Genomic DNA, 12,365 nt, shown 5'->3' with positions numbered 1-12,365 from the left:
CAATCTATAAAAAAACAGCAGGCCCTAATTTAAAAATATGGGCCTGCTGTTTTTATATTTACTTATTTAGGCGTGTTCAAAACGTTCCAAATACGCATGGTGGAGGCTTTCGCGATGGTTGGGATGTGCAAGCTCAATTAAAGCCTTGGCGCGTTGTTTAAGGTTTTTACCAAATAAATCAACCATACCGTATTCGGTTACTACCCAGTGTACGTGGCCCCGTGTAGTAACTACCCCGGCACCCTGCTTTAAAAACGGAGTAATGCGGCTAATACCCTTGTTGGTTTGCGACGGCAGGGCAATAATAGGCTTTCCGCCTTCGGATAAAGAGGCCCCGCGAATAAAATCCATCTGACCACCAATGCCGGAGTATTGGTAGGTGCCAATAGAATCCGAACATACCTGGCCAGTTAAATCGATTTCGATGGCGCTGTTTATAGCCGTAACTTTAGGATTTTGCCTAATAATACTAGTATCGTTTACATAACTAATATCCATTACTCTTACCCCAGGGTTATCATCAACAAAATTATACAACTTGCGGGTTCCGGTAATGAACGCCGTAACCGACCGGCCTTTGTTTAATTTCTTTTGGCTGTTATTAATAACGCCGCTTTCAATTAGCGGAATTATTCCGTCCGAAAACATTTCGGTATGTATGCCAAGGTTTTTATGGCCTGTAAGGTTTTTCAAAACCTGGTCTGGAATGCTGCCTATGCCTAATTGCAATGTGGCACCATCCTCTACAAGCGAAGCAACATGATAACCTATTTTTTCAACTATCGCATTGGTTTCGTTGGCATAATTAACTTCGGGTAAGTCGGCTTTATGCCAAACCATGGCGTCAATTTTATCAACGTGAATAAAACTCTCGCCATGCGTTCGGGGCATTAACGGGTTTACCTGCGCCACTACGTGTTTAGCCATATCAACGGCAGCGCGCGCAATATCAACCGATGTACCTAACGAACAAAAGCCATGCACATCGGGCGGCGAAACGTGAATTAATGCTACATCTACCGGCAAAATATTTCTGCGAAAAAGCTGCGGAATCTCGCTTAAAAAAACCGGAACATAGTCTCCCCTTTCGCTATTTACAACGTTGCGCGTTGCTGCCGAAACAAACAGAGAATTGAAGAAAAAAGAATTGCGGTGTTGGGGGTTATCAAAATTAACGTTGCCTAAGGTGGTAATACTTACCAATTCAACATCATGGAGTTCGGCATGCCTGTTTTGCAAGGCCTCCACCAGGCAAACCGGCGTTGCGGCACTACCGTGAATAAAAACCCGGTTTCCGGGGTTTACAAACTTCAAAGCCTCTTCGGCTGATATATATTTAATTTCGGTCATGTAATTTAAGATGGTGCTTTTAGCAATTAAAATCACACACAAAGAAAGCAAAAAATTTAGCTACCCTTGTGATGATTGGTTTTATGGTTTAGCTATTTCCAGAACTATGCGTCCGTCAATTTGCTTTTTTTTCATTTCGTCAAATACAGCGTCTATATCTTCCAGTTTAGCCGCCGCTGTTACCGTTGCTTTAACTGGACCTCCATTGTTATAGGTTATCCAGAGCGGTTATTTTGAGGTGAAACTGAACGCTCAGCTTATCATTGGTTTTAATCATACCACCTAATTTTCTGGGTGCTATCAAATTAAAATCCGAAAAATTAACGTCGCGCGTGCCCAATAAATGAATACATTTTTTTTCATCAACCGAGGCCTGATAGTTAACTTCAAACCGTTTACTAACGCCCGCAAGTTCAATATTTACAAAGCCTGTTATGGGTTTAGGGGTTAGGGTTAGCTCGGGCAGCTCGCTAAGGGTTAAAAAATTAATGCGCATACGCGGGAATAGTTTTTCTTTCAGCGTGTTCCGCAAATCGTGGGTCATTATTGAGTTATGGCAATCAAAACTTTGTATTTTAAGATTAATACAACCCGATAATAAAATTTCTTTACTACCCTTCGCTTTCGAGAGGGTTAGGGTATCGGTATGGTCATAATCCGGAATTTCACATGCAAACTTATTGATGTTTGTACTGCCGTTAACACAAAGGCTGCTGCTTTGGTTAATTACCCATACCTTGCCTGTGGCAGCCGGCCCCGGTGCATGGGCAGGTAAGGCGGGCACGGTAATAACAGCCAATAACCAAGTACACCAAGCGTTTTTAATTAACATTGGATCGGGATTTTATCGCTTAAAAAATAAACTGGGTTTCGGTATTTTATAAATGCGTTTTGGCTAGGGGTTGATACGGGCAAAAACAACGCCGGCAATTAAAGCCTGGCCCAAACCATAGGCAAACCAGCTGAGCACCATGGTTATTGTAATATCTAAAGCGCTAAACGATATCCACATAACGGGTAGCAACGCAATAACAGAATACACAAGGCCAAACTCCAGCCCGCGAAGCAGTATAGCTCCCTTAAACATGCCTTTAAACCTTTCCCAAAACCAGGATAAGGCAAAACTGATAATGAAGGGATGGAGATAAAAAAGCACATCGCGGCTGCCGGTAGAGTTAAATAGCGGACTATTATATTCCACAAAAAACTGCGGGAAAAATTTAACGGCAAAAAACAGTCCGCCGTAACTCAGCATAAATAAAATGCACCCTGCAATCAGTGCCGAAGTCAATACTTTTTTCATCGCTATTATAGATATAACTGTATGTATTTATAAGTAACGATCCCGAAGATTACCTTCGGGATCGTTGTTATTAATTGTGAGTTATTTGTTATCATATTAAAAACCAATGGCGGCAGACACCATGAAGCCTTTAAATTCACCACCGTTTAAAATGTTGGTTGAGTCGAAGTTCTTATATTGTTGACTTACGTATTCGCCTTTAAGCATAATATTGTTAGTTAAAAACCAACCTGCCGAGCCAACATTACGGTTAACGGTAACATCTGTTGAGTTACCCACAATAGTGGCGCTTACAGTGTTGTAACGGTATGCTACCCAAAAGTTTTCGGTTTTAGCCGGAAACCTGTATATCACGTCGGCTGCGTATTGTTGAGCGCCACGGTTTGAGGTTTCGGTAATGGTACGGCCTTTAGCAGTTTCGGCGGTTCCAAAAAACTCAAGGCCTTTGTATTTTACAAACAGGTTACCCATAAAGCTGTGGTTCTCTTCGCTAAAGCCAGGGTTAAACCTGCCCGAAAATGCATTGTAATCAATTGCCTGTGTAAGTACTGTACCAGCAGCTGTTGTTGGGTTTGACATTACGTTGTAGTAGTTTGATCCGGTACGGTCGCCACCAAACAAAGTGCTGCTGTTAGCGCTATTTACCGAGTATGCTGAACCGGTTATTCTTAACCTTAAATCGGATGTAAGTTGTTTATCGTAACCTAATTTACCCAATACAGCCGGTGGATATTTGTTAAGCTGGCCGGTTTCGGCATCTGTTTTTGTAGCTTCGATGGTGGTTGGGTTTAACTCGCCATTGGTTATACCTGCCATAGCAAATAAGCCGGTTTTTTGGCATTTGTAGTACACCTGCATACCTAACTCGGTTGCAAACTCATCCATTATATAGTTTTCTAAAAAAGGATTGTAAATGGTATTACCACCGTCTGATCTTCTGTAGTGCTGATCGCCGTAATCCAAATCATATTCGCCAATAGTAAAGGTTAAGCTCTTCATCAGCTTATCAATCAACTGGCTGTGTAAAAACGGCAGTTTATCAATTTGCAGGTAGCCACCTTTTACCCAGGTTTCTTCGTGGTGCCTTGATGCCAGGTACGATGTAAGGTTTAAACGGATACCATCGGCCAATTGCACGTCAAAATTAAGGTTGGCCATTGGCAGGTTAAAACCATCAATTAACGGGGTTAAACTATTAACGTTGCCGGTAGCTGTACCAACTGTTTTAATTAGCGGGGTGGCTGTATTAGAGGCCCTTAACGATTGAAAGTTGAGCGTAAAGCCACCACCAACTTTTACTTTTACACCGGTAAAAGGTATAGTATCGGCTTTACTGGTTTCAAACACGTTGATACCCAATTTGTTATTCGGACGAAAAAATTGCATTTGCTGTTCTTGTGCGCTGGCATTACCTGCAACAAGGGTTAAGCCGGTTATAACTACCGACCCTATAAGGGTAAAAATTTTTGTTTTCATGATGCTATTATTAATTGTTTGATTTAAAGAGTTAATTACTTTTTGTAGTTAATGTTAAATTTTATAGTAAGGTCGTTAGCCACCTTCATGGCACCCAGCATAAAGCTTGGTGGGTCAATTTTGTAGTCTCTCAGTTGTAATTTTTGCGCTCCGGTGCAAGTGATTGTATTATCCGGATTAACGGTGGCTGTAACATCCAGAGTAATGTTTTGGGTGGTTCCGGCAATGGTTAGGTCGCCTTTGGCTTTAATTAAAAACTTTCCCTTTTGCAATTCTGTGATGGTTGTTGAATTGAGTTTGAAAACTATTTTAGGAAACTGCTCGGCCTTTATAGTTTTATAGGTGCGGTCGTCCATTGAAGAATGCTCGCTTTTTAACGATTTGGCATCTACCGAAAAAGTAAATGATGTGAGCGATTTGAGCTGATCGCCCTCAAACTTAAAATCGCCCTGGCTATCGGTTGTTGCCGAGGTCATTGTCCAATCGTGAACGTTGGACGAACCCAATACCTTAATAAAGCTCTCTTTGCTGTTTACCACTTTATAAATGCTTTGCGCTTTTGAAAACTGAACCGTACTAAATAGAACTAATGCAGTTATTAAGCTGTATAGAACCGATTTGCTTGTGCTTGAATTTTTCATGTTGGTTATAATTTTTATGATGGTCAAAAGTATACCCGATGTGCCTGGTATTAAATGACTGGCATCAGTTACTATAATGAGTGAAAGCAGTATATTAAGTGACGGCCATCATTATAATATATGCCTGATTATTTGATATTTACGCTATTAAACCATATCAAAATGAAAACTATACTCGTATTAACCAACCTATTATATAAAGCCGAAAACGCCGCTTTATATGCTGTTAAGCTGGCCGAGAAAACCGAAGCCAATGTTATTTTATATCAATCAATTAAAATTCCGGTTTACCAGGCATCAGGCGCAAATGCCGACGCCGACTATAACTTTGCCGAGTTGCAAAGCGACAGCCTGGCCCAGCTAAACAATTTGGCAGCGCGTTTATCAAGGCACCACCCGGTTAGTAATTTTAAACCACATATTGAGGTACTGAGTGATTTTGGCGAACTGGCCGCTAACGTTAATGACTTGATAGCTACACGCAATATTGACCTTGTGGTTATGGGTGCCAAAAGCGACGGCAACCTTGCACACATGGTTTTTGGGGAAACCAATGCGATAATAACTCGCGTAAAATGCCCGGTGCTGTTTGTTCCTTATACGGCTTTTTTTGAAGAGATGAGGACGATTGTATTTTCGACCGATTTAAAGAAAGCTTACCCCAAGGCTGTTGCCTTTTTGGTTGACCTGGCAAAAGTTGATGAATCGGACATCATTATCACTCATATTGGAAGCGACGAAAAATTTAACCATGTGCAATGCCTGGATTTGTTTCAAAACATATTTGAATATCCTAACGTTACCTTTAAACAATTACCAAACGGCAATGTAAGCGAACAGTTGGAAAGGTTTGCCGTAGCTGTAAATGCCGACCTTACCGTGATGATACACCACGAACACACCTTATACGGCATGCCATTACCCGATAACAGCACTAAAATGTTAGAAAAGCGCGCCTTACCACTTTTGGTACTGCCAGACTAAGTTTTGATAAAAAGGAAAGAGGCTGTCTCAAAAGTGAGGCAGCCTCTTGTTATTTTAGAGTGATTTTTGTTAACTTAAAGGCATGGGAGCGAAAGTAGTTTTTAAGCCATATGACCCTGACCAGTTAACATTTTTACCGTATAAACTGGAGGAGTTAGTACCTGAGGGCCACCCGGTACGCATAGTCAAACAAGTAGTTGACTTGATAGACGTTAAACCGATCAACCGCAAGTATAAAGGCGGCGGGGCATCAAGCTTCCATCCGCGGCTGATGCTGAAACTGCTGGTGTATGGTTACCTGACCAATACCTATTCATCAAGAAAGCTGGAAGACCAGGCGGCACAGAACGTCCACTTTATGTGGCTGTTGGGGATGAAGAAGCCCGATCACAATACCATAAACCGTTTCCGGAGCGAAAAGCTGTCGGGTATCTTAAAGCAGATCTTCTCTCAGATTGTACTGCTGTTGGCAGAACAGGGTATCGTTTCGCTTAAAGAGACTGTGTTTACCGATGGCACCAAGATCGAATCGGTGGCGAACAAATACACCTTTGTATGGGGCAAAAGCATCAAGAACAGTAAAGAGAAGATCAAAAGCCAGCTGGATGAACTATGGAAGTACGCGCAAGGCCTTGCGGCAGAAGAACTAAAAGATACCACGCCAATATCTTTTGAAGAGATCAACCCTGAAAAAGTAAAAGAAACCATAGCTAAGATCGATGCCGCTTTGAACGACAAGGAAGAAGTAAGCAAGCAGGTCAAACAAAAGCTGAACTATGCCAGAAAGAACTGGCCTGCAAACCTGGAACGTTATGACCAGCAGGAAAAGCAGTTAGGTATCCGTAACAGCTTTTCAAAGACCGACCCGGATGCGACTTTTATGCGGATGAAGGAAGACCACATGCTGAACGGGCAGCTTAAACCTGGATATAACCTACAAATATCCACACAAGATCAGTTCATCCTTAACTACAGCCTGCATCAAACCTCTACCGATTATCAGACCCTGCCATCTCACATAGACCAATACGAAGCACTATACAACACACTTCCCCAAGCAGTTGTGGCCGATGCCGGCTACGGTTCAGACGAGAACTACGGCATCTTACAGCAAAAAGGCATCGAAGCCTATATCAAGTACAATACGTTCGACAAAGAACAAAAGGAAGGCATCAAAGCGTTCAGTAATGACAGCCTGCATTACAACGAAGGGGAAAACTACCTGACCTGCCCGATGGGCCAGCGGATGGCACATATCGGTGATGGTCAAAGAATAACCACATCGGGCCATGTACAGCTGATCAGCCGTTACCAGGCAAAGAATTGTAATAACTGCCCCATGCGTGGCGTATGCCATAGCGGGCAGGGCAACCGGATCGTTGAGGTGAACCATTCCCTGAGAAAACACAAGCAGGAAGCAAAGGAAAGATTAAATACAGAACAGGGCATCAAATACCGAAAGCGAAGGCCTGCCGATGTGGAACCGGTATTTGCCCAACTGAAGCATAATCATGGCTTCAGGCGCTTTCTGCTGAAAGGCATGTCCAAAACCGAGGTCGAAATAGGCCTGTTATCCATCGCTCATAACCTCAGAAAGTGGAAAGCCTGAGGCTTTTCGCCCCCTTTTTCCAAAAAACGCTCTTAGAATCGATCAGAAACGAAATATCTGCACAATAGAGCTTCAGCCCCTAATAGCACAATCCAAATATATTCCATAAAAAAACCGCCTCATAATTGCTTATGAGACGGCCTCATGCCTTTTTATCAAATAATATACAAAAAACCAATATTAACAAGTTAAGAGAATTGATATTAAAAACCTGCTGATGAGTTTTTTGTATCGGATACTTATCCAATTGTTAATTTAAGTACATGATAACACGATATTACGCCCGCGGGGGTACAAAAGCTAAATAAAAACGGTTTGCAGCGCTAACACTGCAAACCGTTTTTATTTAGTACTTTACCAATGAGCAAGGCAGGTAACAGCCACCAATTTATTAATTTTTTAAGCCTGCATTAATAACGGTTTCGGCACAGGCAAACAAGCTTTTTTTGGTAGTTTTTACCGCCGCAAATAAAGCTTTTATTTCATGGTCCAACCCGTTGTACTGTTCAAGTAAATTTAGGCTCATTGCTTTTTTAAGGTCGGCAACGTAGGGCTTTAGGTGCTCTAAAAATTGCGGTATAGCCTTTTTAAGTTGAACTATATGTTGTTCCTGCTCATCAATTTTTTGGCTAAACTGGGCCCACTGAGCCACAAGGTTGGTTTGGGCCGCACCTCCCTGGTATTTTTTTAAAAGGTTTTTAAAAAAATGCAGTTCATCTTCGGCAAACGAAATATCTTGTAGCCTGTGTTTGGCCAAAATATATAACTCTTGTATCTCATACTCAAGTTCGGTATCGGGTTGCACAATCGTCATGATTTTTTTTTATATTAAAGGGTAAGTATTTTAGTTAATTCTCTCTTCCGGCTGATAAAACCAGCATTGGCAGGCAAAGCCTGTCGCTCATTTTTTTAGTGTGGCTGCCTTTAAATAGCGATAAAAAAAAGCCTTGGGCATGGTGCGCCATAGCCAGCATTTGTATATTACCATGCTCACAAAGCCAGTTAAGCCCGGCTTCTACATCTTTATCTTCAATTAAAAGCGTTTTTATTTGGGCGTAGCCTGTTTTTTTGGCCAGGCCGGCTAGTGTTTGATTTAAATATTCCTGCTTTGCCAAACTGGGTTGTTTGCGGGTATCAATGTGGGTAAGTAAAATTTCGGCATCTAATAGCTTCGCTATCGCTATAGTTCTGAGCAAGGTTGCCAGGTCTTGATTCAGGTCATCAAAATCAAGAGCCAGAGCTATTCTTTTAACCGGTTTAAAGGTGGCTGCGGGCGGTACAATAAGCAATGGTTCGGAGGTGGTATCAATAAGATTGCGGGTATGGTTGCCAATAACAAATTCGGCAACTCCGGTACTTGAATGCGTGCCGGCAATAACCAGCGATGCGCGGCTTTCTGCCGCGGCATGGCTCACAACATCGCCTACAATGCCGGCCGCATTTACACACCTGATGCGCGGCTGGAATGAGCCGTTGCTGCCTGTAGATGCTTGCAGTAATTTCCGCAGCTGGTCTAATTCGTTGCTGCTGCTTTGCATCATCGCCTCGTATTCATTATCGGGCCAACTAACAAAACCGGTTTGCGGTATTTCGGCTGGTATAGTAATGGCGTTACATAATATCACGTCGGCCTTAAGCTGACAGGCAAGCTCGTAGCCATACATAGCAGTTAGCTTTGCGTTTTCAGAAAAATCGGTGGCAATGAGTAAAGTTTTCATGGTTTTTATATTTGGTTTAACCACTGTAAAACTCATCATTTATGACCACTGAAACCATGATTAGCATCACATTTTACCATGACTGTTAACCACTTATCAAAAATAAAATGATGCTGACAGGATTTGTGACGCCGGGCATTTTTTTAATAAATGCTTATGCGGATTTTTGTATCCACCACTAGCAGAACTACACGTTTATGATAATATTTAAAAAATTTACTTTTGATTGTGCCCATTACTTACCCAAAGTACCCGTAGGCCATAAATGCCGTAACATGCACGGCCATACTTACCACGTTACCTTTTTTATTGATGGCCCGATAGACGATAATTTGGGATGGGTGATGGATTTTACCGATTTAAAAAACATTGTGAAACCGGTAATACAACAACTAGATCATGCGGTGCTGAACGAAATACCGGGCCTGGAAAATCCAACAGCCGAGAATCTAGCGGTTTGGTTATGGAACGAGCTAAAACCGGCGATACCTCAGCTAGATAAAATTGAACTTATGGAAACGCCAACTTCGGGTGTGATATATAACGGGAGTTAACGGCCCCAGGCTTCGCTCCCACCCCAAAAGTTTCAAACGGAGTGTAACGGATGGCTGCTATGGTTCCTTTAAAATACTCAAAGTCGCCCTCGGGTCGACGCCATATTGTAGCAAAAGCTGATGGAATATTACCGCCATGATGAGGGCGGTAACTATCAACCCTTGCTAACCACCTGGTTTGCACGTATTCTCCGGTTTTTGTGGTATAATAGCGGTCGTTAGTTTCAAAACTCAAAATCTGGCCGGCTTCGCCAAAATAAAACAAACCCGATGCACATATGCCTTTGTAATTTATAGTCCCTTTAACACAATTAGGGTTAAGTTGCTTCCACGTAATATAATACTGCAAGGCGTATGCCGGTATCAATATAGTTTCGGCCAAAATGGTAACCAGCTCTGCTTTATCCATTTCTTTACCAGTAGCATGGCTCACCGTAAAAAAATTTAATAATTTGATAAGCATTTGACTATTGTTTTGCATAAACTCGTCAATAGCCCCAAAAGGAAAAACACCCAATAGCTTTCTACGTATATAAAACAACCTAACAGGCTGTGGCAAAACGTTTATTTGTGTGCATACCACTTTTTTCCATTTCCCTTTTAAAGCGAGTTTGAGCCAGGCACTTTCCCAATCAACAGTTACCGCCCTGGCGCACTCTTTGCCGGTGTACCCGCAAAACTCAAAATACCGTTGCAACGGAACAGGCAAATCTGTTACAACCCTGCAAAACTGGGCAGCCATTTTCAATTGCTTTATTTTTGCAAGCTCAGTTTTAAAAACCGATTGTAACGATTTTAGGGCCATTTTTTTGCTAATTGTAAGTCAATGCCGTTTAGCTAAGCTATAAAAATGCAACCCATGGGTTCCGCCTCTTAACTAAACAACATTAACTTGTAAGTACTGGTACTTTAAAATATCGGGCAGTTTTTAGTTAAGCACTAAAAGGCTGTTCAATTTGCTTTCCATAAAATCAAGCTCTGCCGTAAGCGAACCAATAAGGCCGGATGTTTGCTGCGGTAACTGCTCCCAAAGCTGTTTGTAATACTTTATTCCTTCGTGCAGTTGAGCCCTAAACTTATCAAAATACTTTTTCTTCTTGTCGTTTAAGTCATTCAAATGAGCTTGCATGTCGGCCTGCAAATAATCAATATAAAGTTCAAGTTCTTTAATAAACAAGTTGGGCCTGCTAATATTCTCAAGTAAATCAAGCTTGCCATAAATATGTTTCACCATATCATCAAGCGAGTACACTTTAGTAAAGTAGGCCAAATTGGGTCCGGGGCAAATAGCCACGGCCTTGCTTTCTTTTGGTTTACTGATAGCATATTTAACATAGGCCGATGAGCATAGTCCCTCGCACAAACATATTTTTTCGGTTATGGCTTCAAATTGCTTGTCGTGCTCGTCTGGTGTTAGTTGCAAATTGTCAAGCTGTTTTAACTTTAAATTTTGATACTCCCTAGATGCCGTGCATATAGGCTGCGGAGTAAACTCGGTGTTGGTGCATAAATATTTTTTAGTGCAGGGGCTGCCGGGCCGTCCCTGGTTTAAACGTTCAAGCCGTTGAACGTCAATACCGCTGTGCCTGAAATTATTGAACAATATGCCCAAAGGCGATGAGTTGCTTAAGTAATAGTCGTCCTCGCCGGCGTTGGCTAATTGCGTTAGGGTATCATCATCAACATTGGTTACTTCGGGCACCAGCAAAAACGGACTTCCCCAGCCCGTTGCATCCAGGTTATAATTTTGCAGCAAAAAATTATTCTCACCGGCAGTACCAATACCACCCTGTACGCTCACCTTTTGTTGCGGGGCATCCTCAATATTAATCTCCCTGGCGGCCAGGGCCGGGTGGTACAGGCTAAAAAGTTCGTTAACCATTTCGGTACGTTTTTGCTTAAACTCTTCCAAAATGGGGCCAAGCAGGTAACCCTCTGTTGCAAAAGCGTGGCCGCCGCAGTTTAGGCCCGATTCGACTCTGAATTCGGACACCCAAATACCCTTTTTTGCCAAAAACTTGGCTTGTATTAATGCCGACCTGAAATCGCTAACCTTGAGGATGACCTTCTTTTTGATGCGACCTGTTTTATCAGGAAAGAAATCCGCAAAATTTTCGATATAACTATACAATCGGGGATTCATCCCAGCCGATAAAATAATTGACGACTCCAGGTTGCTTTCGGCAAAGCCGCGCAATGCAATCAAGGCATCGGTATTTTCGTTTCCTGTGTATTCGCCGTCGGCGGTAAAGTTCATTTTATCAACTTTGGCCATAATGTTTACATCAATGGCTCCCAATGTCATCCGGCTACGCAATATGTTTTGAAATATTTCCCTTCGCGTATTATCCGGGTATTCCATCATTAACTCATATCCCTGCCTCAGTTGAGACGATTCTGGCAATAGTTCAAAATAACGGCACAAATCGTTACCTGCCGTAAACGGTTGGGTCTTCATTTGCTCAAACTGTTCGGATACGTACCGGTTAACCAAGTTTAGGTAGGCTGTTATGCGTTTTGCCCGGCTATCCGGTTCGGCTTTTGAGATTGGCGTAAATACCTCGTTATGGTTGTTGGTGTGGTATTCCCTTATTCGTTCAATCAACTCATCGTCAACTATAGACATAACGGACGAAATACCGTAACGGGCTACTTTAAGTGGCGTATCTATTGAATAGCCCAAACCTAAAACGGGTATGTGAAATGTATGGCTCATGTTTTATTATCCTT

Annotated in this window: 12 protein-coding genes; 3 read left to right on the top strand and 9 right to left on the bottom strand. The window is 42.2% G+C overall.

What is annotated here, in order from left to right; all coding sequences use genetic code 11:
- Positions 1–66: 66 nt before the first annotated feature.
- The 5 genes from BDD43_RS18500 to BDD43_RS18475 form a co-directional block, all read right to left on the bottom strand.
- Positions 67–1,350, bottom strand: a complete 1,284-nt coding sequence (locus BDD43_RS18500; protein WP_121202031.1) for an acetyl-CoA hydrolase/transferase family protein — start codon at positions 1,348–1,350, stop codon at positions 67–69.
- Positions 1,351–1,558: 208 nt separating this feature from the next.
- Complete coding sequence (locus BDD43_RS18490; protein ID WP_121199065.1) at positions 1,559–2,182, bottom strand: YceI family protein; 624 nt, start codon at positions 2,180–2,182, stop codon at positions 1,559–1,561.
- A 63-nt stretch (positions 2,183–2,245) separates the two neighbouring features.
- Complete coding sequence (locus BDD43_RS18485; RefSeq protein ID WP_121199064.1) at positions 2,246–2,653, bottom strand: hypothetical protein; 408 nt, start codon at positions 2,651–2,653, stop codon at positions 2,246–2,248.
- A 96-nt stretch (positions 2,654–2,749) separates the two neighbouring features.
- Entirely contained in the window at positions 2,750–4,129 is a 1,380-nt protein-coding gene (locus BDD43_RS18480; protein ID WP_121199063.1) for a hypothetical protein, read from the bottom strand.
- A 35-nt stretch (positions 4,130–4,164) separates the two neighbouring features.
- Complete coding sequence (locus tag BDD43_RS18475; protein WP_121199062.1) at positions 4,165–4,770, bottom strand: YceI family protein; 606 nt, start codon at positions 4,768–4,770, stop codon at positions 4,165–4,167.
- Between the two features lie 162 nt (positions 4,771–4,932).
- Between BDD43_RS18475 and BDD43_RS18470 the strand changes: the two genes are divergently transcribed.
- A complete protein-coding gene (locus tag BDD43_RS18470; protein ID WP_162847114.1) occupies positions 4,933–5,754 on the top strand; it encodes a universal stress protein in 822 nt (273 codons plus the stop codon).
- A gap of 82 nt (positions 5,755–5,836) precedes the next feature.
- Positions 5,837–7,363 (top strand): IS1182 family transposase, encoded by a 1,527-nt coding sequence (locus BDD43_RS18465; RefSeq protein ID WP_121195523.1) that lies wholly within the window; start codon positions 5,837–5,839, stop codon positions 7,361–7,363.
- Positions 7,364–7,754: 391 nt separating this feature from the next.
- On the opposite strand, the gene BDD43_RS18460 is transcribed toward BDD43_RS18465, so the two are convergent.
- Together BDD43_RS18460 and BDD43_RS18455 are read right to left on the bottom strand one after the other, a co-directional pair.
- Positions 7,755–8,177, bottom strand: coding sequence for a hypothetical protein (locus BDD43_RS18460; protein ID WP_121199060.1), 423 nt, complete (start codon positions 8,175–8,177; stop codon positions 7,755–7,757).
- A gap of 34 nt (positions 8,178–8,211) precedes the next feature.
- Positions 8,212–9,081, bottom strand: a complete 870-nt coding sequence (locus BDD43_RS18455; protein ID WP_162847113.1) for a universal stress protein — start codon at positions 9,079–9,081, stop codon at positions 8,212–8,214.
- Positions 9,082–9,278: 197 nt separating this feature from the next.
- Here BDD43_RS18455 and queD point away from each other — a divergent pair, with 197 nt between their 5' ends.
- Positions 9,279–9,635 carry a 6-carboxytetrahydropterin synthase QueD gene (queD, locus tag BDD43_RS18450; protein WP_121199058.1) on the top strand — a complete coding sequence of 119 codons (357 nt, stop codon included), beginning with the start codon at positions 9,279–9,281 and terminating at the stop codon, positions 9,633–9,635.
- On the opposite strand, the gene BDD43_RS18445 is transcribed toward queD, so the two are convergent.
- Together BDD43_RS18445 and BDD43_RS18440 are read right to left on the bottom strand one after the other, a co-directional pair.
- Positions 9,592–10,440: a DUF6920 family protein gene (locus BDD43_RS18445; RefSeq protein WP_121199057.1), complete on the bottom strand. Its 849-nt coding sequence runs from the start codon at positions 10,438–10,440 to the stop codon at positions 9,592–9,594. The genes queD and BDD43_RS18445 overlap by 44 nt on opposite strands.
- Positions 10,441–10,563: 123 nt before the next feature.
- A complete protein-coding gene (locus tag BDD43_RS18440; RefSeq protein ID WP_121199056.1) occupies positions 10,564–12,351 on the bottom strand; it encodes a hypothetical protein in 1,788 nt (595 codons plus the stop codon).
- Positions 12,352–12,365 lie beyond the last annotated feature (14 nt).

The sequence above is a fragment of the Mucilaginibacter gracilis genome (genome assembly GCF_003633615.1).
In the GTDB taxonomy this organism is placed as follows: Bacteria; Bacteroidota; Bacteroidia; order Sphingobacteriales; family Sphingobacteriaceae; genus Mucilaginibacter; species Mucilaginibacter gracilis.
Note: the sequence above shows the minus strand (reverse complement) of the source record. Positions and strands in the feature narration are given on the sequence as shown.